The sequence below is a fragment of the Pseudomonas moorei genome (assembly GCF_042846945.1).
In the GTDB taxonomy this organism is placed as follows: Bacteria; Pseudomonadota; Gammaproteobacteria; order Pseudomonadales; family Pseudomonadaceae; genus Aquipseudomonas; species Aquipseudomonas moorei.
Genome location: NZ_AP035776.1, coordinates 479,550 through 502,228, shown reverse-complemented (window position 1 = coordinate 502,228; position 22,679 = coordinate 479,550). Strand labels below are relative to the sequence as shown.

20 protein-coding genes and 3 pseudogenes are annotated in these 22,679 nt (G+C 61.0%); 11 read left to right on the top strand and 12 right to left on the bottom strand.

What is annotated here, in order from left to right; all coding sequences use genetic code 11:
* Positions 1–67: 67 nt before the first annotated feature.
* From ACGJAX_RS02430 to ACGJAX_RS02415, 4 genes are all read right to left on the bottom strand, one after another.
* Positions 68–1,039, bottom strand: a complete 972-nt coding sequence (locus ACGJAX_RS02430; RefSeq protein ID WP_390957333.1) for an alpha/beta fold hydrolase — start codon at positions 1,037–1,039, stop codon at positions 68–70.
* Positions 1,040–1,933, bottom strand: a complete 894-nt coding sequence (locus ACGJAX_RS02425) for a neutral zinc metallopeptidase (protein ID WP_390957332.1) — start codon at positions 1,931–1,933, stop codon at positions 1,040–1,042. It abuts the gene before it with no gap.
* Positions 1,934–2,170: 237 nt separating this feature from the next.
* Positions 2,171–3,004, bottom strand: a complete 834-nt coding sequence (locus ACGJAX_RS02420) for an aldo/keto reductase (RefSeq protein ID WP_090325389.1) — start codon at positions 3,002–3,004, stop codon at positions 2,171–2,173.
* Complete coding sequence (locus ACGJAX_RS02415) at positions 2,988–4,736, bottom strand: FAD-dependent oxidoreductase (RefSeq protein ID WP_390957331.1); 1,749 nt, start codon at positions 4,734–4,736, stop codon at positions 2,988–2,990. The genes ACGJAX_RS02420 and ACGJAX_RS02415 overlap by 17 nt, the downstream gene beginning before the upstream one ends.
* Positions 4,737–4,911: 175 nt before the next feature.
* Here ACGJAX_RS02415 and ACGJAX_RS02410 point away from each other — a divergent pair, with 175 nt between their 5' ends.
* From ACGJAX_RS02410 to ACGJAX_RS02395, 4 genes are all read left to right on the top strand, one after another.
* The gene (locus tag ACGJAX_RS02410) at positions 4,912–5,688 is read left to right on the top strand and encodes an IclR family transcriptional regulator C-terminal domain-containing protein (RefSeq protein ID WP_390957330.1); all 777 of its coding nucleotides are present in this window, start codon (positions 4,912–4,914) and stop codon (positions 5,686–5,688) included.
* Positions 5,689–5,925: 237 nt separating this feature from the next.
* Entirely contained in the window at positions 5,926–6,981 is a 1,056-nt protein-coding gene (locus tag ACGJAX_RS02405; RefSeq protein WP_390957329.1) for a Gfo/Idh/MocA family oxidoreductase, read from the top strand.
* Between the two features lie 2 nt (positions 6,982–6,983).
* On the top strand, positions 6,984–7,799 hold the full coding sequence (locus ACGJAX_RS02400; protein ID WP_390957328.1) for a TIM barrel protein: 816 nt from the start codon (positions 6,984–6,986) through the stop codon (positions 7,797–7,799).
* Positions 7,800–7,929: 130 nt separating this feature from the next.
* Positions 7,930–8,808, top strand: coding sequence for a DMT family transporter (locus ACGJAX_RS02395; protein ID WP_090325378.1), 879 nt, complete (start codon positions 7,930–7,932; stop codon positions 8,806–8,808).
* Positions 8,809–8,815: 7 nt separating this feature from the next.
* Here ACGJAX_RS02395 and ACGJAX_RS02390 read toward each other — a convergent pair.
* From ACGJAX_RS02390 to ACGJAX_RS02380, 3 genes and pseudogenes are all read right to left on the bottom strand, one after another.
* A pseudogene (locus ACGJAX_RS02390) lies at positions 8,816–9,415 on the bottom strand (methyl-accepting chemotaxis protein); the annotation flags it as partial.
* Between the two features lie 303 nt (positions 9,416–9,718).
* Positions 9,719–10,438, bottom strand: a pseudogene (locus ACGJAX_RS02385) (MCP four helix bundle domain-containing protein); the annotation flags it as partial.
* Positions 10,439–10,536: 98 nt separating this feature from the next.
* On the bottom strand, positions 10,537–11,874 hold the full coding sequence (locus tag ACGJAX_RS02380) for an MFS transporter (RefSeq protein ID WP_390957327.1): 1,338 nt from the start codon (positions 11,872–11,874) through the stop codon (positions 10,537–10,539).
* 540 nt (positions 11,875–12,414) lie between these two features.
* Here ACGJAX_RS02380 and quiC point away from each other — a divergent pair.
* Together quiC and ACGJAX_RS02370 are read left to right on the top strand one after the other, a co-directional pair.
* Complete coding sequence (gene quiC / locus ACGJAX_RS02375; protein ID WP_390957326.1) at positions 12,415–14,316, top strand: 3-dehydroshikimate dehydratase QuiC; 1,902 nt, start codon at positions 12,415–12,417, stop codon at positions 14,314–14,316.
* Positions 14,317–14,418: 102 nt separating this feature from the next.
* Positions 14,419–15,096 (top strand): TetR family transcriptional regulator, encoded by a 678-nt coding sequence (locus ACGJAX_RS02370; RefSeq protein WP_390957325.1) that lies wholly within the window; start codon positions 14,419–14,421, stop codon positions 15,094–15,096.
* Between the two features lie 123 nt (positions 15,097–15,219).
* Here the strand turns inward: ACGJAX_RS02370 and ACGJAX_RS02365 are convergent, their stop codons facing one another.
* From ACGJAX_RS02365 to ACGJAX_RS02355, 3 genes are all read right to left on the bottom strand, one after another.
* Positions 15,220–16,074 (bottom strand): shikimate dehydrogenase, encoded by an 855-nt coding sequence (locus ACGJAX_RS02365; protein WP_390957324.1) that lies wholly within the window; start codon positions 16,072–16,074, stop codon positions 15,220–15,222.
* A 5-nt stretch (positions 16,075–16,079) separates the two neighbouring features.
* On the bottom strand, positions 16,080–16,520 hold the full coding sequence (gene aroQ / locus ACGJAX_RS02360) for a type II 3-dehydroquinate dehydratase (RefSeq protein WP_090325369.1): 441 nt from the start codon (positions 16,518–16,520) through the stop codon (positions 16,080–16,082).
* 138 nt (positions 16,521–16,658) lie between these two features.
* Positions 16,659–17,570, bottom strand: a complete 912-nt coding sequence (locus ACGJAX_RS02355) for a LysR family transcriptional regulator (RefSeq protein ID WP_090325367.1) — start codon at positions 17,568–17,570, stop codon at positions 16,659–16,661.
* A gap of 119 nt (positions 17,571–17,689) precedes the next feature.
* Between ACGJAX_RS02355 and ACGJAX_RS02350 the strand changes: the two genes are divergently transcribed.
* The 3 genes and pseudogenes from ACGJAX_RS02350 to ACGJAX_RS02340 all read left to right on the top strand — a co-directional run bounded on the left by ACGJAX_RS02350 (position 17,690) and on the right by ACGJAX_RS02340 (position 18,974).
* Positions 17,690–17,896 (top strand): 4-oxalocrotonate tautomerase family protein, encoded by a 207-nt coding sequence (locus ACGJAX_RS02350; RefSeq protein WP_008066080.1) that lies wholly within the window; start codon positions 17,690–17,692, stop codon positions 17,894–17,896.
* Positions 17,897–18,103: 207 nt separating this feature from the next.
* Positions 18,104–18,531, top strand: a pseudogene (locus tag ACGJAX_RS02345) (DUF4160 domain-containing protein).
* The gene (locus ACGJAX_RS02340; protein ID WP_390957323.1) at positions 18,528–18,974 is read left to right on the top strand and encodes a DUF2442 domain-containing protein; all 447 of its coding nucleotides are present in this window, start codon (positions 18,528–18,530) and stop codon (positions 18,972–18,974) included. The pseudogene ACGJAX_RS02345 and the gene ACGJAX_RS02340 overlap by 4 nt, the downstream one beginning before the upstream one ends.
* Positions 18,975–19,027: 53 nt before the next feature.
* On the opposite strand, the gene trmA is transcribed toward ACGJAX_RS02340, so the two are convergent.
* Positions 19,028–20,107, bottom strand: coding sequence for a tRNA (uridine(54)-C5)-methyltransferase TrmA (gene trmA / locus ACGJAX_RS02335; RefSeq protein WP_390957322.1), 1,080 nt, complete (start codon positions 20,105–20,107; stop codon positions 19,028–19,030).
* Complete coding sequence (locus ACGJAX_RS02330; protein ID WP_090325358.1) at positions 20,104–21,399, bottom strand: NCS2 family permease; 1,296 nt, start codon at positions 21,397–21,399, stop codon at positions 20,104–20,106. Before ACGJAX_RS02330 ends, trmA begins: the two co-directional genes overlap by 4 nt.
* A gap of 219 nt (positions 21,400–21,618) precedes the next feature.
* Between ACGJAX_RS02330 and ACGJAX_RS02325 the strand changes: the two genes are divergently transcribed.
* Positions 21,619–22,059, top strand: a complete 441-nt coding sequence (locus tag ACGJAX_RS02325) for a DUF4879 domain-containing protein (protein ID WP_390957321.1) — start codon at positions 21,619–21,621, stop codon at positions 22,057–22,059.
* Between the two features lie 66 nt (positions 22,060–22,125).
* Positions 22,126–22,677: a DJ-1 family glyoxalase III gene (locus ACGJAX_RS02320; protein ID WP_390957320.1), complete on the top strand. Its 552-nt coding sequence runs from the start codon at positions 22,126–22,128 to the stop codon at positions 22,675–22,677.
* Positions 22,678–22,679 lie beyond the last annotated feature (2 nt).

Genomic DNA, 22,679 nt, shown 5'->3' with positions numbered 1-22,679 from the left:
ACAGTGGTATGCGATTAATTGTGGGAGCAAGCCTGCTCGCGATGGCGCCGGCCCGGCCAGCGTAAACCTACAGCCCGAACAACGCCTTCTGCCCCTCGGGCGAAGTAAACATCCCATCCCCGTTATGCCCGACGCCGGGCACTTCGATCAGTTGCTGATTGAGCCCTTGCGGTTGCAGCCGCTTCAGATACTCAAAGTAATTGCGTCCGCGGGCCAATCGATAGGGGCCTTGGGCCTGGGCTTCACAACCCTTGTCCAGCGCCGGGTGATTCGGGTCGATGTCCTGCTGCCCCAGCAGATAAACGATGTTGCGCTTGACGTAGGTTTCCTGCAGTTGCGCAGGCGTTTTTCCTTCGGCGTAGGCGGGTAGATCCGTCAGCCCGTACTTCCAGCGATTGAAGTCCGGGCAGCGGGCATGACTGAACGCCACGGGCCGGCGTTCGTCGAAGTAGGCGTAGGAAGATGGATTGGCGATCACATAGCGCACCTGCACGCCAGCGGCGTCGAGGGCCGGCTGATCGTGCCCGAGCATGGCGTATCGCTGAACCACTTGAGCACCACCGGAGTGGCCGGCAATGACGATTTGCTTCACATCCGGAAACTGCTCGCGATCACCCAGGCGGGCGATGATTTCGTCCAGTGCCTCATACGAGCTGAGACGGAACGGCGCTGTGGATTCGCCCCCCGCCATCCACTCATTGCCTTGCCAGCGCAGAACCGTTTCGGCGACGGGATGCATCGCAACGTCGGTTTCATTGAGAAATTGCGGGGCGATGACCAGCGTCGTCGCGCTTTGCCCGGCCAGTTCCGCCGCGTGTTCTGCGCTGTGCAGGTAGGTCTGTGCATTGCGCAGGCGACCATGGACGATGATCAGCACACGTTCGATCTTTGTCGGGGCCGGGCTGATGCCTACCGCCATCTCGCCTGATTTCAACAGCAGGCGTCCGGGGCTGATCTCCTCGACGCCATGCTCGGCAGCCCAAGTACTTGCGCAGTGACTCGCGCAAGTGATCAACAACGCCAACAGCCACTTCTTCATTTACAGATTTTTCGCCGCAAAGGTATCGCACTGGCCAACCTGGCCCTGGGCGAATCCGGTTTTGAACCAGCGCACTCGTTGCGCCGACGTACCATGGGTAAACGAGTCGGGCACCACACGCCCCTGACCCTGTTGCTGCAAACGATCATCGCCAATGGCATTGGCCGCGTTGAGCGCTTCTTCGACATCGCCCGGCTCCAGCCAGTTCAGTCGTCGTTGTGCATGGTTGGCCCAGACGCCGGCCAGGCAATCGGCTTGCAGTTCCTGACGCACCAGCAAGCCGCCATCGCCTTCCATCTGCCGGCCTTGCTGGCGCGCTGCCTGAATTTTCGCGGAAACGCCGAGCAAGGTCTGCACGTGGTGTCCGACTTCGTGAGCGATCACGTAGGCCTGGGCGAAGTCCCCCGCCGCAGAAAAGCGTTGGGACATTTCCTGGAAGAACGCCATGTCCAGATAGACCTTCTGGTCTGCCGGGCAATAGAACGGACCGGTCGCCGACGTCGCCAGGCCGCACGCCGAGTTCACGCGATTGCTGAACAACACCAGCGTCGGGTCTTTGTATTGCTTGCCGGCCTGCTGGAAAATCTGCTGCCAGGTGTCCTCGGTATCACCCAGAATCGATCGGACGAATTCGGCCCCTTCGTCATTGGCCGGTGGTGCCTTGCGCGTCTGATTAGTGGTCGGTGCCGATTGCTGGCTCATCTGCCCGGTCAGTTGGCCGAGGATCTGCAGCGGGTCCTGGCCGGTGACCCAGCCGATCCCGACGATCAGAATGATGGCCGTCAGGCTCAGCCCCTTGCCACCGCCAAAACGCATTCCGCCGCCGCCACCGCCGACATCATCGCCACGGGCATCGACCACGTTGTCACTGCGTCGGCCTTTTTTCCATAGCATGTGGGATTCCTCTTTTGTTCCGGGTAAAGAACCGTGGGATGAGTGTTGCTGCTGTGTGGGGGAGGCGCCAGTCCGGTCGTCCGGCTTTTGTCGCGCGCGCCCGTAAGCCCGGCAACCCCTGATGGATTGCCGGGCACGTTTCAGGTTTGTATTGAACGCGGGCACCCCGACGAATTCCGTCGGGCGCCGTTTTTTTATCGGGGGGAACATCAAGCGTGCAGGAGCCGGTCTACGCGGTTACTCGTCGAACGCATCCCACACCGGGGCAAAGGGCGGGCTGACCTGACGCTCGCGCTTGGAAAGGCTGGCGATCAAGGCGCGGTCCTGATCGTCCAGTTGAACGTCCAGCGCCGCCAGGTTGGCCCGTTGATTGGCCTCGCTACTGGCCTTGGGAATGGCGGCGACGTTCGCCTGATCCAGCAGCCATTTGAGCGCGACCTGGGTGGGCAACACACCCTGTTTGGCGGCGATCTGCCGGATCTGGGGGATGTCCGACACCTTGTTGCGAGCCAGGGGCGTGTAGGCCGTCAGTGCAAGGTCATGCTGACGGGCGTAGTTTAGCAGGGCGTTTTGGCCGAGCAGCACGTGGTACTCGACCTGAATGGCTGACAGCGGAGCGCCCAGTTCCTCGACGACGTTGCGCAACAGCGGCAGCGGAAAATTCGCCACGCCGATGTTGCGTGCCAGACCTTGTTCCTTGAATGACACCAGGGTTTCGATCGTGCTCGGCAGGTCCCAGTCAGTGGTGGGCCAGTGGATCATGAACAGGTCGACGTAATCGCTGCGCAAGGCCTTGAGGCTGCGGTCCATGGAGTGACGCATGGCGTCGGGTTGCAGTTGGTCCCACCAGACCTTGGTGGTGACATGGACTTGCTCGCGGGGTGTAGGGCTGTTCGCCAGCGCCTGACCGACAGCGTCTTCGTTGTTGTAGCCCGCCGCCGTATCGATGTGCCGATAACCCAGCGCCAGGGCCTGTTCCACGGCACGGGTGCATTCCTCGCCCAGCATCGGCCAGGTGCCGAGGCCCAGTTTTGGCATGTTCAACCCTTGGGCGTTAACGATGTGCTGCATGGTCGATCTCCTTTTCAAAAGCGGTGATACCTGCGATATGGCGCGCGGCGATGTAGCCGAAGGTCAGCGCCGGACCCAGATTGATGCCACCGGCGGGGTAGTGTCCGCCCATGATGCTGGCCATGTCGCCGCCCGCGGCATATAGCCCGGCGATGGCCTGACCCGCGTCGTCGAGGACCTGGGCGTGTGCGTTGACCTTGAGCCCGGCAAAGGTGCCGAAGCAGCCGGGCTGGACCTTCACCGCGTAGAACGGACCTTGTTCGATCGGTGCGACGCACGGGTTGGGTTGCTGCAGCGCATCGCCCTGCTTGCGGTTATAGGGGGTAGAACCGCGTCCAAACTGCGGGTCTTCGCCGTTGCGCGCATGGCGGTTGTAGTCCGCCACGGTGTTGCGTAGACCGTTCGGATCGATACCGCAGGCCGATGCCAATTCTTCAAGGGTAGTGCCGGTTTTCAGATAGCCGCTGCGAATAAAGGATGACAGTGGCACCGGAAACGGCCGAGAGATGCCCAGCCCGTAGCGACGCTGGAAGCCATGGCTGCAAATCAGCCACGAAGCGACCTCTTCGCCCGGCGGGGCGGCGCTGACCATGGCTTTGACGTAGTCGTAGTAACCGTTGGCTTCGTTGACGAAACGCTGGCCGTTGCTCAGGACGCCGATGATCCCCGGCTTGCCGCGTTCAATGATGTGCGGGAAATGACCGACGCTGCCGTCGCTGTGTCGCACCTGCGAGACCGGTGCCCAGGCGACTGGCGATGCCACATCGGTATTCACTCGAGCGCCGACGCTTTCGCCCAGGCGCAGCCCGTCGCCGGACACCGCCAGCGGCGGCAAGGCCAGGTGTTCACGCCCGGTTGGTGTGCGTGGAAACAATGCCTTGCGCCGTTCGATGTCATTGGCAAAACCGCCCGCCGCGAGCACAACGGCCTTGCGCGTGCGGATGCGCACCGAGCCCTTGGCGGTGCTGATCACCGCGCCACGGACCTGATGGTGCTCGTACAGTAACTCGGTCACGGGCGCCGACTCCCACAGCAATACGCCGAGGTCCTCGGCGGATTTTGCCAGGCGCGCGACCAGCGCCACACCGTTGACCAGTTGCATCGCGCGGCCATGCACGGCGAGGTCGAGCAGGTGGCGGGTGAAGCGTCGGGTGACGTGCCAGGCGGCGGGCAGCGAGCGGGTCAGGTTGAGGAACGCCGTGAGGTCAGCGCCCGCCATGATCGGCATGCCCATGAACGATGTTTCGCGCATGGTCTTGCGCAGACGCTTGAGCAGCTTGCCGACGTTTCGTGCGTCATAAGGGGCGGCGATCACCGAGCGCCCACCGGTGCCTGCGCCTGGCGTGTCGCCATGAATGTCGGCAATGGCATTGCCGTCGGCGAATTGCAGCGAGGTGTGCTGTTCGAAAAACGCGACCATCTGCGGGCCGGCTTCGAGGAAGGCATCAATCATTGCCGGGTCGAAGTGCTCGCCCAATTCGTGTTTCAAGTAGGTGCGCGGCAACGCCACGTCTTCGACGATACCGGCGCGCCGGGCCAGGGGATTGCAAGGCACCCACGCCCAGCCGCCGGACCAGGCCGTGGCCCCACCGAAGACCGCATCCTTTTCCACCACAATGACTTTCAGGCCATGCCATGCCGCTGTGACTGCGGCCGATAGCCCGGCCGCACCGGAGCCGACGATCAGCACATCGCAGTCGATGTCGGGAAGAACGTGCGGTTCGGCAGGCATTGTGAACACTCCAGCGATTTATTGTTTTGGAATTTGATTCCAGAAAATAAAAGAGGCAGACCGTGCCGGGCAAGTTACAGGCGCACAAAACGGGCGGTTATCGGACATTGAGTTCCAGATTTCGCATTCGGTCGGTTGTCTTCTAGAATCGAGCAAATTTTGCGTGGAAGCTCCCATGGCCGGCAGTCAGATCGAACGTGTTTTCAGTGTGCTTGAAAGCCTCACCAGCGACCCCCGTGGCCTGCCGATGCAGACACTGGCGGAGCAACTGGACATTCCCAAGAGCGCAACCCATCGCCTGCTCGCCGAGCTGATCCGCCTCGGGTATGTGCGACAGAATCCAGAGAACCTGCGCTACCACCTGTCGACCAAACTGGTGGCGATGGGTTTCCGTTATCTGTCGAGCAGTGGCGCCGATATTGTGCAGCCGGTGCTCGATCGTCTGGCCCAGGAAACCGGTGAACTGGTGCGCCTTGGCGTTATAGATGGCGAGCGGCAGACCTGGATCGCCAAGTCCCAGGGGGCGCGATCCGGCTTGCGCTACGACCCCGACATGGGCCGCGATGCACCGCTGTTTTATACGGCTTCGGGGCATGCCTGGCTGGCGTGCATGAGTGATGCCGAAGCCTTGTCGCTGGTCGAGCGCCAGGCGGTGGATCGGCCATTGGAACTGGGGCCGAATGCGCCGCGTTCGAACATTGAATTGCTCGAGCGCCTGCGCCTGGCGCGGGAGCAGGGCTACGCCTGTGTCGAGGAAAGTTCGGCGGTCGGCACCTCGGCGATTGCCGCGGTGGTGCGGCATCCCGGCGATGGTCGGGTGATCGGCGTACTTAGCATTGCCGGGCCGAGTGCGCGGATGCCGGGCGCACGGCTGCACGAACTGGCGCCGTTGCTGTTGAGGTTTACTGAGGAATTGTCGGCGGCGAGTCTGGCGTCGGAGTTGTTTAACTGAGGCCTGGATAAGCCCTGTGGGAGCGAGCCTGCTCGCGATTACGGTTTGTCAGTCAGCACGATGATTGGATGAACTGCCCTCATCGCGAGCACGCTCGCTCCCACAGTTTGATCGCCGTCAATCTTGAAACCGTGCGCTGTTCGAACACTTTCATTGCACGCTTGTGTAAGAATCTGGAACCAGGTTCTAAATTGTTGGAAATCTTCCTTCCAACAATAAGCACAAAAGGACCGCGCCTTGAATTCGCCCCTTCGAATTGCCCTGATCGGCGCTGGCATCATGGGTCAGCAACATTACCGGCATCTGAAAACCCTGACTGAAGCGACGCTGTGCGCGGTGGCCGATCCCGGCCCGCAAGCGGCAACGCTCGCCGCTGAATGGGGAGTGGCGTATTTCGCCGATCACCGCCAGATGCTGGAGCAGGCGAAGCCGGACGCCGTCATCGTCGCCAATCCGAATAATCTGCACGTCAGCACCGCACTCGATTGCCTTGCCGCTGGGGTCGCGGTGTTACTGGAGAAGCCGGTCGGCGTGCACCTGGATGAGGTTCGCGAGCTGGTGAAAGCTTCAAAGGCCACTGGCGTACCGGTGCTGGTGGGCCATCATCGGCGGCATAATCCCTTGATCGTGCGTGCCCATGAACTGGTCAAGGGCGGCGCCCTGGGGCGGTTGACCACGGTCACGGCGCTCTGGCAGTTGCGCAAGCCCGACAGTTATTTCGAGACGCCCTGGCGCCGCGAGGCGGGTGCGGGGATGTTGTTGACCAACCTGATCCATGACCTTGATCTGCTGCGCCACTTGTGCGGTGAAGTGCGTCAGGTGCAGGCCATCACCAGCAACGCCATTCGCGGTTTCGCCAACGAAGATTGCGCGGCTGTGTTGCTGCAGTTCGACAGCGGTGCCCTGGGCAGCCTGACCGGGTCCGACGCGGTGGCGGCGCCCTGGAGTTGGGAGCTGGATTCCGGGGAGAACCCGGTGTATCCGCGTCAGGCTGACCAGCCCTGCTACTTGCTGGCCGGGACCGGTGGGGCGCTGAGTATTCCACAACTCAAACGCTGGCATTACACCGAAGCCGATGGCGGATGGCATCAATCCCTGGTGCAGACGCAGGAAAGCTTCAGCGCCGATGAGGCGTTGCGCTTGCAGTTGCAGCATTTCGTGTGCGTCGTGCGCCGGGAAGTCGAGCCGCTGGTGAGCGCCGCCGATGCCGCCCGCACCCTGGCGCTGATCGAGGCCATCCGCGAAGCGGCCGAAACCAGTCGCTCTTGCACACCTTCTGTGATCGAGGCCTGACCATGAGTGAACGAATTTTTTCCCTGGCCAGTCTGACCGTGCTGGAGCTTTCGCCACCCGACATGGTCGAAGTCGCGGCACGGGCTGGGTACAGCCATGTCGGCTTGCGCCTGGTGCCGGCGACGCCGGAGGAACACCACTTTGCCCTGGTGGCGGATGAAGGTTTGCGTCGTCAGACCCTGACGCGTCTGCGCGATACCGGCGTGCGGGTACTGGATGTTGAAATCCTGCGGTTGAAGCCGGATACCGTCGTCGCCGAGTTCGAGAAGGTGCTGGCGGTCGGTGCCGAATTCCGTGCGACTGAATTGCTGGTGGCCGGTAATGATTTCGATGAGCAGCGCATGACCGAAAACTTTGCCCGGCTGTGTGATCTGGCCGCGCCTTATGGACTGCATCCGCACCTGGAGTTCATGCCCTGGACCGATGCGCGCAACCTTGAGCAAGCCGTGCGCATCGTCGAGGCGGCCGGGCGCGAAAATGGTGCGGTGCTGGTGGATGCGTTCCATTTCGATCGTTCCGGGTCACGGCTGGAAGATCTGGCCAGGGTGGCGCCCTCGCGGTTACGGTATGCGCAGTTGTGCGATGTGGCTGGGCCGCGTCCGGCCGACATGGCCGAGATCTTGCGTCAGGCCCGTAACGAGCGACGGTTTCCCGGCGAAGGCGATTGTGACCTGCCGGGTCTGTTGCGCGGTTTGCCGGCTAACATTCCATTGAGCCTGGAGATTCCTACCGTGCAGCTGCTGGAGCAGGGCGTGAGCGGGTTGGACCGGGCGCAGATGGCGTTGGATAAAACCCGGGAATTGTTGGCGCGGGTTTGACCTGCCGTTGTGGCGAGGTAGCTTGCTCCCGTTCGACCGCGAAGCGGTCGCGGATGTTGATTTGTGACTGCTGCGCAGTCCAGCGGGAGCAAGCTCCCTCGCCACATACCGATTTCACTCAGAGGCTTTCATGACAGTCAGCACCCCGCTTTCCGGCGTCAATCAGCCCTTCAAGGGCATCTTGCTGATCGTCGTTGCCACCTTCCTGTTTTCCAGTCATGACGCGATATCCAAATACCTCTCGGGGTTCTATCCGATTGTCATGGTGGTGTGGGCGCGTTATGTGGTGCACACCTTGTTGATGGCCGGGATTTTCCTGCCGCAATCCGGGTTGCGGGTGCTGCGCACCAAGCGCCCGTTGTTGCAGGTGGTCCGGGCGTTATGCCTGCTGGGCACCAGCCTGTTTTTCACCACGGGGTTGATGTACATCCCGCTGGCGGAGGCGACCTCGGTCAACTTCCTCGCGCCCGTGCTGGTCACGGCGTTGTCAGTGCCGTTGCTCAAGGAACGTGTGACGCGCGGGCAATGGTTGGCGGTGATTTTCGGGTTCAGCGGCGTGCTGATCATCGTTCACCCTGGCGGCGAGTTGTTCACTCCGGCGGTGTTGCTGCCGTTCTGCTCGGCACTGTTTTTCTGCTTCTATCAACTGCTGACCCGCAAGCTCAGCGAGATCGACAGCCCGACCACCAGCAACTTCTTCGCCGGGCTGTGCAACACCTTGGTGATGAGTGCGTTGGTGCCGTTCTTCTGGCAGGTGCCGAGCCTGCCGCATGGCGCGCTGATGCTGGCGCTCGGCGCCTGCGGCATGACGGCGCATCTGTTTCTGACCCAGGCCTTCCGCCATGCCGCGCCAGCCTTGCTGGCGCCCTTTAGCTACTGCCAGATTGTGTTTGCCGGCCTGCTGGGCTGGTTGCTGTTTTCCCACACGCCAACCCTGACCACGGTGCTCGGGATCGCGGTGATTTGCTGCAGTGGCCTGGCGGCAGCCTGGCAGCAAAGCCGCCGTTGAAGCCCGCTCAGAACCTGAAACGCACCACCAGGTTTTGCAGGCCCGCCGCCAGTTGCGACAGCTCCTGGCTGGTGGCGCTGGTGCGGGTCGAGGCGTCGGCGCTTTGCAGTGACAGGTCGCGGATGTTCAGCAGATTCCTGTCCACCTCGCGCGCCACCGCCGCTTGCTCTTCCGACGCGCTGGCAATCACCAGGTTGCGCTCATGGATCTGTTCCATGGCCCGGGTAATTTCTGCCAGCGCGATGCCAGCCTGTTCCGCGAGTGACAGGGTCTGCGCAACGCGCTGGCTGTTGCTGTGCATCGACTGCACCACACCTTCGGTGTCGCCCTGAACCCGGCCGATCATCTGTTCGATTTCCCGGGTCGACTGTTGGGTGCGATGGGCCAGTGCGCGGACTTCATCGGCCACTACCGCAAAGCCGCGCCCGGCTTCCCCGGCCCGGGCGGCTTCGATGGCCGCGTTGAGCGCCAGCAGGTTGGTCTGTTCGGCGATGGCGCGAATCACGTCCAGCACCTTGCCGATTTCCCGGGATTGCTCGGCCAGGGTCTGCACCTGTTGCAGGGCGGTGCCGGCGTCGGCGCTCATGGCCTGGATCGAGTCGAGTGTTTCAATCACCCGTGCCTGACCCTGGCTTGCCTGTTGTGTCGACTGGCGCGTGCTGTCTGACGTCGATACGGCATTGCGTGCGACTTCTTCCACGGCCACCGTCATCTCATTCACCGCCGTGGCGGCTTGTTCGATTTCGTTGTGCTGCTGTTGCAGGCGGCCGGAATCCTGATGGGTGCTCTGTTTCATCTGGTTGGCGGCAGCGGCCAGTTGTGTGGACGCCGCGCTGATCCGTTGCAGGGTCTCGCGCAGGCTGGTTTGCATGATCGACAACGCGGTCAGCAAACGCCCGGTTTCATCCGCGCCATGGCTGCGGATCGGCGTACTCAGATCGCCAGCGGCTACTTGCTCGGCCACGTCCACGGCCTGACGGATGGGCGCCACGATGCTGCGAATCAACAACCAGGCGAGCAGCATCGTCAGCATCGAGACTGCAATCAAGGCCCCGATCACCGTGACTTTTACCTGGTTGTAGAGGGCGTCGGCCTGTTGCGCCGATTGACTGACCTCGTTGGTGGTGAGGGCCACCAGCTCGGCGAACTGGTCACCGCTGAGGGTCGAGTAATCCTGGATCTTGCCGTTGAGCAGCGCGGTCATTTCTTCCAGGCGGTTTTCCTGCGACAGGGTTTCGTATTGCGCCAGCGCCTGACGGTAAGAGGTGACAGTCGCGACGAATTTTTCGTACGGCTCCCTGTTGTAGTCGCCTACGAGCGGGGTGAATTTGTTCAGGGCTTGTTCCAGCCAGCCCTGCACCAGATGCAGGCGGCTCACCGTGGCCTCGAGCACCTTGGGATCGCGGTTGAGCGCCATGCGCAGGCTGAGTACGCGAATGCTCAGGGCGTAGTCGCGGATTTCCCCCAGGTAACGGGTGCTGGGCAGGGAAATGTTTTCGGTGTGCTGACCGGTGGCACGCACTTGGGCGACTTGCTTGAGGGCGAACAAGCCCTGCAACAGCACCAGCAGGGCGATGAGACCGAAGCTGATCACAGCGCGTTGGGCGATGCTCAGGCGACCTGGCGACATGGATTGACCTCCTTGGCGATGAACGAAAAATCGTGGATTCATAAAACGCAGGCACAAAAAAAGCGCAGGCCCGAAATCGGGCCTGCGCCGAGGCAACATCAGTCTTCTACTTTCGGGATCTTGCGCGGTGCCATGAAGTACATCCAGATCAGTGCGATGAAGTACATCGCCGGAATCAGGGTGAACAGCACGGTGTAGTTGTTGTTGGTGGCGGTCAGGATGTGGCCGACCAACTGGGTCATGAACATCCCGCCAATGGCCGCGCACATGCCACCGAAACCGAACACCGTACTCATCATGTGCTTGGGCGTGTAGTCCATCACCAGGCTCCAGATGTTCGCGGTCCAGGCCTGGTGCGCACCGATGGCTAGGGAGATGGCGAATACAGCGACCCACAGGCTGCTGGAGCCGGCGGCCATGATCACGCCGATGATGCAGCAGGCGAACAGGAACATGGACATCAGTCGCGCCTTGATCGGGTTGATGCCGCGGCCGATCAGGAACGAGGACAGAATCCCGCCACCGACGCTACCGAAGTCGGCAGTGAGGTAGATGATGATCAGCGGGATGCCCATCTGGGTGACGTTGATGCCCAGGTTGTATTGCTGATTGAGGAACGGTGGCAGCCAGTACAGGTAAAACCAGAACACCGGCGCGGTGATCGAGTAGGCGAGGGCGAAGGCCCAGGTGCCTCGCATGCGCAGGATTTTCGAGAACGGTACGCGCGCTTGTTCGGGTTCGACTTCCTGCTGGATGTAGTCCAGTTCCGACTGTTTGACGCGCGGGTGATCTTCCGGGTTGAAGTATTTCAGGCCCCAGCACACCAGCCAGATGCCGCCCAGTGACGACATGCACAGGAACGCACCTTGCCAGCCCCAGGCGTGCAAAATCAGCGGCAGCAGCATCGGGGTGAACATCGCGCCGACGTTGGTCCCGGCGTTGAAAATGCCGGTCGCCACGGCCCGTTCACCCGCCGGGAACCAAAGGCGCGTGGTTTTCACGCAAGCCGGGTAGTTGGCGGCTTCGGTCAGCCCGAGGATGAAGCGGCAGACCATGAAGCCGGCCGCCGAAGTGGCCAGGCCGTGGGCGCCGGTCGCCAGGCTCCAGAGCAGTACGGCGCAGAAGAACACGCGCTTGACGCCGACCCGGTCGATCAAGCGGCCTTGCAGCACGAAGCCGATGGCATAACCGACCTGGAACCAGAAGTTGATGTTGGCGTAGTCCATCGCCGTCCAGCTCATTTCCTTGGCCAGGATGGGCTGCATGACGCCAAGGGCGGCACGGTCGATGTAGTTCAGGGTGGTGGCGAAAAACACCAGCGCCAGCATGCCCCAACGGGTTTTGCCAACGGCCATGGCGCCGCGGATCTTGTCGCCGATGCCAGCAGTGGCAGCGCTCATGGCCGGGGCCATGCGTGAGCTTTGTGTAGGATTCATGTGTGCCATCCGTTCAATGACTGACAAGCTAAGCTCGTCGGGACTTCAAGGGCGCGTGATCAATCGCTGGCGGCGTGCGCGTGAGGACTGATCGGCTGTTTCGTCGGCTGACGGTTATTCAGCGAGCGGCACGTGTGTGCCAGCGGTGCGCAGTGTTCGGATGGACGCCGGGCAAGGCGTAATGAAGGTGGTTCGAGGGAGCAGGGCGATGAATGAGCGCATGAGCGTATACCCGTTTTTTGAAATTTTTATGTGGTGTTCTGGGTCGTTGTTAACTGGCCCCGATGATTTGTGATCGGGACCAATGTGGTGTTGATGTTGCGCAGTGGACGAAAAATCGTCAATTCGCCAATCGCCATTGTGTTCGATAATCGCACGCAAAACTAACTGGGTAGTACACTTTAAATTGCTGTGCGGGATCGCGCAGCCAATAATTCACTCAAAGCTAAACGTGATCCTTGCAGGAGCCAGCAAGCCGGCGCCTGCAAACAGCGTGCGATGTCCCTAACAAGATTGCCTCCACCACCGGGAGTCGAAGATATGCAGCGTTCCATTGCCACCGTTTCCTTGAGCGGTACCCTGCCAGAAAAGCTCGAAGCCATTGCCGCCGCCGGTTTTGACGGCGTCGAGATTTTCGAGAACGACCTTCTCTACTACGACGGCAGTCCCCGGGAAATCAGACAGATGTGCGCCGATCTCGGGATCGCCATCACCCTGTTTCAACCGTTTCGGGATTTCGAAGGCTGCCGCCGTGACCGTCTGTCGCGCAATCTGGAGCGCGCCGAGCGCAAGTTCGATCTGATGCAGGAACTGGGCACCGACCTGGTGCTGGTGTGCAGCAACGCCTCGGCCGATTCCGTCGGTGATGAACAGATTCTGGTCGACGACTTGCGCCTGCTGGCCGAACGCGCCGGCGCGCGAGGCTTGCGGATCGGTTATGAAGCGCTGGCCTGGGGTCGTCACGTAAACACTTATCAACAGGTGTGGAATATCGTGCGTCAGGCCGATCATCCAAGCCTCGGCGTGTTGCTCGACAGCTTTCATACGCTGTCGCTCAAGGGCGACCCCAGCGCTATCGCTGATATCCCGGGCGACAAGATCTTCTTCGTGCAAATGGCCGACGCGCCCATCCTGGCCATGGATGTGCTGGAGTGGAGCCGACATTTCCGCTGCTTCCCGGGCCAGGGCGAGTTTGACTTGCCGGGCTTCCTCGCGCCGATCATCAAGAGCGGTTACACCGGGCCGCTGTCGCTGGAGATCTTCAACGACGGCTTTCGCGCCGCGCCGCCACGGGCCAATGCCGCCGACGGTTTGCGCTCGTTGCTGTACCTCGAAGAGAAAACCCGTCAGCGCCTGGAGCAGGAATCCCGACCTGCGGCCAACCTCGACATTCTGTTCGAGACGCCCAAGGCCAGCGAATACAACGGCATCGAGTTTCTTGAGTTCGCCGTGGATGAAAGCCTCGGTGCCAAACTCTCGAATTGGCTGGAGCGGCTGGGCTTCGTCAAGGCCGGCCAGCATCGTTCCAAGAGCGTCAGCCTGTTGCGCCAGGGCGATATCAACCTGATCCTCAACTCCGAGCCGTACTCGTTCGGCCACAGTTTTTTCGAGGCGCACGGTCCATCGCTGTGTGCCACCGCCGTACGGGTCAAGGACAGTGCCAGTGCACTGGCCCGCGCCGTGGCTTACAAGGGCCAGCCTTATCGCGGGCTGGTCGGCCCCAATGAACTGGAACTGGCTGCGGTGCGAGCGCCGGACGGCAGCCTGATTTACCTGGTGGATCAGGACGCCGACGTCTACGGAACCGACTTCAACTTGCAGCCCAATGTGGTGGCCAGCGGTGGCCTCAAGCGTATCGATCACATGGCGATGGCCCTGCCGGCCGACAGCCTCGACAGTTGGGTGCTGTTCTACAAGAGCCTGCTCGATTTCGAGGCCGACGACGAAGTGGTGCTGCCTGACCCTTACGGCCTGGTGAAGAGCCGCGCACTGCGCAGTCGGGACAGCTCGATTCGTCTGCCGCTGAACATTTCCGAGAACCGCAACACCGCGATCTCACACGCGCTGTCGAGTTATCGCGGCTCTGGCGTGCATCACATCGCGTTCGATTGCGACGATATCTTTGCCGAAGTCAGTCGGGCGAAAGCGGCGGGCGTTCCGCTGCTGGATATCCCGCTCAACTACTACGATGACCTGGCCGCGCGTTTCGACTTTGATGACGAGTTCCTCAGCGAACTGGCCTACTACAATGTGTTGTACGACCGCGATGCCCAGGGCGGCGAGCTGTTCCATGTGTACACCGAGCCGTTCGAAGGGCGGTTTTTCTTCGAAATCATCCAGCGCAAGAACGGCTATGCCGGTTATGGCGCGGCCAACGTGGCGGTGCGACTGGCGGCCATGGCCAAGTCTCGCAGTGGTGCCGTCCGTCAGGCGAAGTTGTAGGAAATTCGTAACCGCGGGAGTAATCCGTTGCCGCACGGCTTCCTTCAGTGTGCGGCTCAGCCCATAATCGCCCGCCTGTGCAGTGATGGCCGTGAGCCCGCAATGACAATGACTTCAGAACTCTCCTTAGCGTCCGACGAACCGGCTGCCGAGCCGCGCAAGAGTCGCAAAAACAATCCGGAAAAAACCCGCGAGAACATTCTTCAAGAAGCCATTGTCGAGTTCGTTCAGCAGGGGCTTTCCGGGGCTCGCGTCGATGCGATCGCCGAGCGCATCCACACTTCAAAGCGCATGATCTATTACTACTTCGGCAGTAAGGAGCAGCTCTACGTCGAAGTGCTGGAAAAGCTTTACGGCGATATTCGCAGCACCGAAAACCGACTGCACCTGACCGAACTGGCCCCGGTGGAGGCGATTCGGCGGCTGGTGGAATTCACCTTCGATCACCATGACCGCAACGTCGACTTCGTGCGCATCGTCAGCATTGAAAACATTCACAACGCCGAATACGTGAAGTGTTCCGATGCGATCAAGGCGATGAACAACACCATCCTCGACTCATTGGGCGAGATTCTGCGTCGTGGTGCCGAGGAAGGGCTGTTTCGCAAGGGGCTGGATCCGCTGGATGTGCATTTGCTGATCAGCTCGTTCTGCTTCTATCGCGTGTCGAACCGTCACACCTTTGGTGAGATTTTCCAGATTGATTTGCCGGATGAACGCATCAAGCAGCGTCATCGGGAGATGATTTGCGAGTCGGTTCTGCGCTATTTGCAGGCCTGAATCGTGGCGAGCGAGCTTGCTCGCGCTGGGCTGCGTAGCGGCCCCAAACAGCTGGAGTAAATCAGCTAATTTGTGAGTGCTACGCACTCAAGCGCGAGCAAGTTCGCTCGCCACAAAAGGCCTTCAGCCATTCATGCTTTGAAAGTGCGCCAGCATTCGCTGGGCATCGGGCACCACGCCGCTGAACAATTCGAACGCCTTCACCGCCTGAAACACCGCCATGTTGCCGCCATCCAGGGTCCAGCAGCCCAGGGCGCGGGCGTTGCGCAGCAGTTCGGTTTCCAGCGGGAAGTAAACAATCTCCGCGACCCACAGTTGCGCGCGCAGCAACTCGACCGGCACGGGCATGCCCGGCAGTTTTTTCATGCCCATGGGCGTGGTGTTCACCAGGCCGTCGGCCTCGGCCAGGCTCCGCGCCAGATCGAGACCCGCCACGGCGCGGCCGCTGCCGAACGTTTGATTGAGGTTGTCCGCCAGGCTTTGGGCGCGGCTGATTTCCACATCGAAAATGCTCAGTTGCTGTACGCCTTCGCTCAACAGCGCGTGGGCAACGGCGGCACCTGCGCCTCCGGCACCCATTTGTACGACGCGATCAACGGCAACGCCCGGCAAGCCACGGCGGAAGCCTTCGGCAAATCCCAGGCAATCGGTGTTGTGACCGATGCGTTTGCCATCCTTGAGCACCACGGTGTTCACCGCGCCAATGCCGCGAGCTTCCGGCGACAATTCGTCGAGCAGCGGGATGATCGCCTGTTTGCACGGGAAGGTGATGTTCAGCCCGGTGAAGTTCATGCGCTCGGCGGCACTGAGCAGGTCGGGCAGGGCATTGCTGTCGAGTTGCAGCTGATCGAGGTCGATCAGGCGATAGAGGTAACGCAGCCCCTGGGCATCGCCTTCATGCTCGTGCAGTGCCGGGGTGCGGGACGCCTGGATGCCGGCGCCGATCAGGCCGGCCAATACTGTGTGGTTCTGACTCATGATGTTCACCCCTTCAAACGTAGGCTGAAATGCTCCAGCGCCAGGCGATAGCCGTGGCTGCCGAACCCGGCCATCACCGCAGTGGCAATGGCCGAGACGAAGGAGTGATGGCGGAAAGGCTCACGGGCGTGGACATTGGACAAGTGCACTTCAATCACGGGCAATTCGCTGGCAACCAGCGCATCGCGGATTGCCACTGAAGTGTGGGTCCACGCGGCCGGGTTGATCACGATGCCGGCACAACGGTTGCGGGCGTTGTGAATCCAGTCGAGCAATTCGCCTTCGTGGTTGGTCTGGCGAAACTCCACCGCCAGGCCGAATTCTTCGGCGGTACGACCGCACAACGCAGAAATGTCAGCGAGGGTTTCGTGGCCGTAGGTCTCCGGTTCACGGGTGCCGAGCAGGTTCAGATTCGGGCCGTTGAGCACCAGAATAATGGGGGGCATCGAAGTTTCTCCACTTATTATTTTTGGCATTGGCCGAGGTTTCAGCCTGTGGAGATAAATTGTACTAACTGGTTAATTCGGTCAATTGAAGAGCGAGTCACCGGACTTTTTGTGTGCGGTGATCGGACGGTTTCGTGTTCAACGTGGCAGATGCTCAAGCAGAAAATCGATAAACGCCCGCAATCTAAGGGGGACGTGGCGACTTTGCGGATAGAGCAAGGTGAACGGTCGCGAGCGCCCGCCGTATGGCTTGAGCACTTCTAGCAGCGAGCCATCGGCCAGTTCCTTTTCGACAATGAAGCGATAGGTCTGAAACAGGCCGGCACCGTGTTTGGCCAGGGTCACGCCACCCAATACGTCGTCGGAACAGCTGAAGTTGCCCTCGGCCAGAATTTCCCGCTGCACGCCGTGGTCGTTGAACAGCCAGGCGATACGACGGCCGCTGCTGGGCAGTTCGTACTGGATGCATTCGTGGTGTTGGAGGTCGTCGAGGGTTTGCGGCGTGCCGGCATGCTGGAGGTAATCGGGGCTCGCAACCATCACCAGCTCGGCGTCCTCGAGCGGCCTGGCGATCAGGCCGGAGTCCGGAATGGCGCGCACACGAATGGCCATGTCATAGCCTTCGCCGACGAAATCGATATTGCGATTGCTGATGTGCGACTCGACCTTCACCGCCGGGAAACGCGCGCGAAAGGCCGGCAGCAACGGCAGGATTCGATGGTGGGCGTAGGTGGTCGGGATACTGATGCGCAAGGTCCCGGAGGGTACTTGCTGCTGGCCCATGACTTCGCGCTGGGCTTCAACCAGTTGCGCCAGCGCCTGGCGGCATTCCTCGTAGTAGCGCCGACCACTGTCGGTCAGTTTGACGCTGCGGGTGGTGCGGGCGAACAGCCGTACACCCAGGCGCTCTTCCATGCGTGACACCGAGCGACTCACGGCGGCCGGGGTGACGCCCGCCACCAGTGCGGCCGATGTGAAGCTGCCGGCCTCGGCGGCCAGGCAAAACAGCTCGATACTGCCTAGCTGAAGATCGTCGAATTGTCGCTGCATGATTGATTACACCGGGGATCAAATGAAGTGTGTGAATCAGTATTTATCAGATGCTTGCACACGGATACAGTGAGTTCCTTGTGCCGAGCCTTTCTTGATCAGCGAGCAGGAGATACAGCATGCCTTTTGTCAGCGTTCGTATTACCCGTGATGGCGTGACCCGGGAGCAGAAAGCCCAGGTCATCGCGGAGATCACCGAAACCTTGCAACGCGTCCTCGGCAAACCGCCTGAACTGACGCACATCGTGATCGAGGAAGTTGACACCGATAACTGGGGGTATAAGGGCATCACCACCACGGAATATCGAAAGAATTTGCCGGGGTGAATCGGGTGAAAAAAGCCGTCGTCTAGACGGCTTTTTTGTGGGTGTCGGGAAAGGTTTGTTTACGTTTTTCCAAGGCTGTGGGTCGGCCACGGATGGGACTGAACGCTAGTCTCAGAAGCGCTTTGACGATTCTGTGAGTCGTGCCGGTTGTCAGATTTCCAGGGAATGTCGAGTCTTCTGACTCATTAACCTAACAGATGGGTTAGCATGAAAGTATGCAGCTACAAAGGGCTCTCAGTGGTGATCATGCTGCGCGATGAACACTGTCCACCGCATGCGCATGTGGATGGCGGAACGTGGAGTGCGAGGTTCAAGTTTTGCTTCTGGCACAACGGCGTTGAACTCTGGGATGTCATTCCGCTGTCGAGACGACCGCCATTGGCGGTGCTTGAGGGATTGCGTCAATCGCTCATGCAGCCTGCCCATCTGCAGCGCGCTCGTGGCATTTGGTGGCGAAAAATACATACGGTCTGTCTCGACGACCAGTTGTGGGACGGGCAAATCAATGAGGTCGTATGGGTGAAAGGTATTGCCGGTGCGACTTACAAGATGGTTCTGCGTGTTATGAGCCCGAAGCGAACAAGACGCTGCTGTTTCTCAAAGGCGCACAAGAAGGTGTGGAGATCGAGTTATGAAAACCATAAAAGCCAGGACGCGGGTTGATCGACCGGTCACCGAAAGTCGCCTGGACGAAGCCATTGAAAGAGGTGAGTTACGCCGTCGCAGCGGTTTACAGGCCACGGCGGTAGCTTTTCTGGACCCGTGTCTGGCCGTCAGCTTCGAAGATGGCAGTGGTGTGTTGCTGCCGGTCAAAAATTATTCGCAATTCGACGGTTTCGAGGCCGAGGACTTCAACCGGCTGAAGGTCGGTTACGCCGGTGCTGCGCTTTGCCACGAAGGTAAGGATCTGCATGTATCCATAGCAGAGATGATATCGGCGTGCCCGCCTTTGATGGCCATGGCGACTTCGGTAGTCGCTTCACGCAATGGCCGTCAAAGCAGCTCGGCCAAGGCTGAGGCTGCACGCGCCAATGGCAAAAAAGGAGGGCGTCCGCGCAAGGTTGATGTCACCCCTTGAGGGCACAAAAAAAGCCGTCGCGGAGACGGCTTTTTCATGTCTGGCACCTGCACTCAGCGCCGGGTCAGTAACACGCCGGATTCCATGTGGTGGGTCCAGGGGAACTGGTCGAACAGCGCGCATTGGGTGATGCGGTGGGTGTCGTGCAGTTGGGCGATGTTGGCCGCCAGGGTTTCCGGGTTGCAGGAAATGTAGAGGATGTTGTCGAAGCGTCGGGTCAGTTCGCAGGTGTCCGGGTCCATGCCGGCGCGCGGCGGGTCGACGAATACGCTGCCGAACTCGTAGCTCTTGAGGTCGATACCGTGCAGGCGACGGAACGGCCGCACTTCATTCAAGGCTTCGGTCAGCTCTTCGGCGGACAGACGCACCAGCGTGACGTTATCCACAGCGTTTTCGCTGAGGTTGCTCAGCGCGGCATTGACCGAGGTCTTGCTGATTTCGGTGGCCAGAACTTTACGCACGCGAGTGGCCAGCGGCAGGGTGAAGTTGCCGTTGCCGCAATACAGTTCCAGCAAGTCGTCCGGGCGATCGCCCAGTGCCTCGTACGCCCAGTTGAGCATCTTCTGGTTCACGGTGCCGTTGGGCTGCGTGAAGGCGCCTTCTGGCTGGCGATAGCTGAAGGTACGGCCGCCGACTTCCAGCTTCTCCACCACATAATCGTGACCGATGACTTCGCGTTTGCCCTTGGAGCGGCCAATCATGCTGACGTTCAGTTGCTCCGCCAGCTTCGAGGCCGCCGCGTGCCAGTGTTCGTCCAGCGGGCGGTGGTAGCACAGGGTGATCATGGCGTCGCCAGCCAGGGTGGTCAGGAATTCCACCTGAAACAGCTTGTGGCTCAGGGCGGAACTGGCTTGCCAGGCGGCCTTGAGCTGCGGCATCAGTTGGTTGATGCGCTGGCTGGCGATCGGGAATTCTTCGATCAGGATCGGCGTGCGCTTGTCTTCCTGGGAAAACATCGCGTAGTGGCGCTCGCCGGCTTCGCGCCACAGGCGGAATTCGGCGCGCAGGCGGAAGTTCTGCAGCGGCGAGTCGAACACGGTCGGCTGCGGCGCATCGAAAGGCGCCAGCAGGTCACGCAGACGCGTGACCTTTTCTTCGAGCTGAGCGGCGTAGGCCTGGGAATCAAAAGTCATGCGTTGAACCAACCCAGCTTGATCACGAACAGAATCGACAGAATCACCAGCGCAGGGTTCAGCTCACGGCCACGACCGGACATCAGCTTGATGGCGGTCCACGAGATGAAGCCGAAAGCGATACCGTTGGCGATGGAGTAAGTGAACGGCATCGCCAGGGCGGTGATCACCACCGGTGCGGCAACAGTGATGTCGTCCCAGTCTATTTCGGCCAGGCCGGATGTCATCAGTACGGCGACGAACAGCAGCGCCGGAGCAGTGGCGAACGCCGGAACGCTGGAGGCCAGTGGCGAGAAGAACAGCGCCAGCAGGAACAGGATCGCCACCACGACGGCGGTCAGGCCTGTGCGGCCACCGGCACTCACGCCGGCGGCGGATTCGATGTAGCTGGTGGTGGTCGAGGTGCCCAGCAGTGAACCGGCCATGGCGGCGGTGCTGTCGGCGATCAGGGCGCGGCCCATTTTCGGCATGTGGCCGTCCTTGCCCATCAGGCCGGCGCGCTTGGCGACGCCGATCAGGGTGCCGGAGTTGTCGAACAGGTCAACGAACAGGAAGGCGAAGATCACGCTGACCAGACCGATGTCCAATGCACCCTTGATGTCCAGTTGCAGGAAGGTCGGAGCCAGCGAAGGCGGCATCGACATTACGCCGCCGAACGGGCTGAAACCCATCGCGATCGAAACAATGGTCACCACCAGAATGCCGATCAGCACGGCGCCACGCACAGCCAGCGCTTCGAGGGCGACGATCAGGGCAAAACCGAGGGTGGCGAGGATCGGTGCCGGTTGCTTCAGGTCACCGAGGCCGACCATGGTCGCCGGGTTGCTGACCACGATGCCGGCGTTGTGCAGGGCGATCAGCGCCAGGAACAGGCCGATACCGGCGGCAATCGCCGAGCGCAATGGCAACGGGATGCTGTTGATGATCCATTCACGGATGCGGAAGATCGACAGCAGGAAGAAGCACACCGCCGATATGAACACCGCGCCCAGCGCCACTTGCCAGGTGTGACCCATGTGCAGGACCACGGTGTAGGTGAAGAACGCGTTCAGGCCCATGCCCGGTGCGAGGGCGATCGGGTAGTTGGCGATCAGCCCCATTATCGTGGAGCCGATGGCGGCGGCCAGACAGGTCGCGACAAACACCGCACCCTTGTCCATGCCGGTCTCGCCGAGGATGCTCGGGTTGACGAACAGGATGTAGGCCATGGCCAAAAAGGTGGTGACGCCCGCCAGTATCTCGGTCCGTACGTTGGTGTTGTGTGCCTTGAGTTGAAACAGCCTTTCCAGCATGTCTGCTCCCCGTGGCGCGCCCGGCGCCGTGAATGTATCGACCTCAACAGCAAAGCACAGGCCGTTGCAGGCGCCCGAGAATTTTCGCTGGGTCGGAAAAAGCCGCGCATCATACCAGTAGCGTGGGGTTATGGCTGCTTATGGCGGTGATCGTCGTCGATGTTTTGCCTTTGGCCCAAGTCAGCCATACTGCGCGCTGTTTTTTGGGAAGGGTATTGCATGAAAAAGCGTCTGTTTATCGGCATTGGCATGTTGCTGGCCCTGGGGGCACAAAGTGCCTCGGCGGCCTCGGCGCCACCCTTGACTCAATTGAAAGTGCTCAAAGTCGAGTCACCGGCCTGCGGTTTTGAAAGCATTGCCGAAGGGCAAGTGGAGACGCGTTGCAATCACGCCGGGCCGAACATTCGGGTTTTCGTGCTGGAAGTCGGTTATGGGCGTGAGGCGCATGTCGCCCTGGACGGTTTTGAGGTGAACGGTACCCGCACCCCGGTCTGCGCTTTTGATAACGGCAACCTGACGGAATGCACCGTCGGCAGGAAAACCGTTGGCTATCTATACATCTTCGATCTGGCGGGCAAGCAGCAAGGCACGTTCACCTTCAGCGACACCTCGATCAATCCCCCGGGCAACACCCTGTCGACGCAGCTCTACATCAAGTAAGACGGGGTTCGAACATGAGGCAGGAAAGCTGACTACGCTTTAAGGATCACTCCGTGGATTGCCCTTATGACCTTTAGAGCCTTGATTACCCTCGCCGAGGGCATCGATGACCTGCAAGCCGTGACCCTGGTCGACGTGCTGCGCCGCGCCAAAGTGGAAGTGGTGGTGGCCAGCATCGAGGGGCGACGCATGCTCACCTGCGCCCGCGGCACCCGCCTGACTTGCGATGCCATGCTGGTGGACCTGCTGGCGCAGCCATTCGACCTGATCGTCCTGCCCGGCGGCGCGGTGGGGGCGCAGCACCTGGCGAACCATCAACCCTTGCAACAGTTGATCAAGGACCAGGCCGCAGCCGGTCGCTGGTTCGCGGGCATTGCCGAGGCCCCCGCGCTGGCGCTGCAGGCTTTCGGCGTGTTGCGTCAGCGGCGCATGACCTGCCTGCCTTCGGCCAGCCATCAACTGTCAGGCTGCACCTTCGTCGATCAACCGGTGGTGGTCGATGGCAACTGCATCACGGCCCAGGGTTCGGGCGCCGCGCTGCCGTTCGCCCTGGCGCTGGTGGAACAACTCTGCGGCAAGGCCACGCGAACGGTGGTGGCCGGGGAGTTGCTGGTTTAGCG

What these genes read in the sequence shown, in the direction of transcription:
- ACGJAX_RS02430 (WP_390957333.1), bottom strand. Translation starts at nt 1,039, where the DNA reads ATGAAGAAGTGGCTGTTGGCGTTGTTGATCACTTGCGCGAGTCACTGC.
- ACGJAX_RS02425 (WP_390957332.1), bottom strand. Translation starts at nt 1,933, where the DNA reads ATGCTATGGAAAAAAGGCCGACGCAGTGACAACGTGGTCGATGCCCGT.
- ACGJAX_RS02420 (WP_090325389.1), bottom strand. Translation starts at nt 3,004, where the DNA reads ATGCAGCACATCGTTAACGCCCAAGGGTTGAACATGCCAAAACTGGGC.
- ACGJAX_RS02415 (WP_390957331.1), bottom strand. Translation starts at nt 4,736, where the DNA reads ATGCCTGCCGAACCGCACGTTCTTCCCGACATCGACTGCGATGTGCTG.
- ACGJAX_RS02410 (WP_390957330.1), top strand. Translation starts at nt 4,912, where the DNA reads ATGGCCGGCAGTCAGATCGAACGTGTTTTCAGTGTGCTTGAAAGCCTC.
- ACGJAX_RS02400 (WP_390957328.1), top strand. Translation starts at nt 6,984, where the DNA reads ATGAGTGAACGAATTTTTTCCCTGGCCAGTCTGACCGTGCTGGAGCTT.
- ACGJAX_RS02395 (WP_090325378.1), top strand. Translation starts at nt 7,930, where the DNA reads ATGACAGTCAGCACCCCGCTTTCCGGCGTCAATCAGCCCTTCAAGGGC.
- ACGJAX_RS02380 (WP_390957327.1), bottom strand. Translation starts at nt 11,874, where the DNA reads ATGAATCCTACACAAAGCTCACGCATGGCCCCGGCCATGAGCGCTGCC.
- quiC (WP_390957326.1), top strand. Translation starts at nt 12,415, where the DNA reads ATGCAGCGTTCCATTGCCACCGTTTCCTTGAGCGGTACCCTGCCAGAA.
- ACGJAX_RS02370 (WP_390957325.1), top strand. Translation starts at nt 14,419, where the DNA reads ATGACAATGACTTCAGAACTCTCCTTAGCGTCCGACGAACCGGCTGCC.
- ACGJAX_RS02365 (WP_390957324.1), bottom strand. Translation starts at nt 16,074, where the DNA reads ATGAGTCAGAACCACACAGTATTGGCCGGCCTGATCGGCGCCGGCATC.
- aroQ (WP_090325369.1), bottom strand. Translation starts at nt 16,520, where the DNA reads ATGCCCCCCATTATTCTGGTGCTCAACGGCCCGAATCTGAACCTGCTC.
- ACGJAX_RS02355 (WP_090325367.1), bottom strand. Translation starts at nt 17,570, where the DNA reads ATGCAGCGACAATTCGACGATCTTCAGCTAGGCAGTATCGAGCTGTTT.
- ACGJAX_RS02350 (WP_008066080.1), top strand. Translation starts at nt 17,690, where the DNA reads ATGCCTTTTGTCAGCGTTCGTATTACCCGTGATGGCGTGACCCGGGAG.
- ACGJAX_RS02340 (WP_390957323.1), top strand. Translation starts at nt 18,528, where the DNA reads ATGAAAACCATAAAAGCCAGGACGCGGGTTGATCGACCGGTCACCGAA.
- trmA (WP_390957322.1), bottom strand. Translation starts at nt 20,107, where the DNA reads ATGACTTTTGATTCCCAGGCCTACGCCGCTCAGCTCGAAGAAAAGGTC.
- ACGJAX_RS02330 (WP_090325358.1), bottom strand. Translation starts at nt 21,399, where the DNA reads ATGCTGGAAAGGCTGTTTCAACTCAAGGCACACAACACCAACGTACGG.
- ACGJAX_RS02325 (WP_390957321.1), top strand. Translation starts at nt 21,619, where the DNA reads ATGAAAAAGCGTCTGTTTATCGGCATTGGCATGTTGCTGGCCCTGGGG.
- ACGJAX_RS02320 (WP_390957320.1), top strand. Translation starts at nt 22,126, where the DNA reads ATGACCTTTAGAGCCTTGATTACCCTCGCCGAGGGCATCGATGACCTG.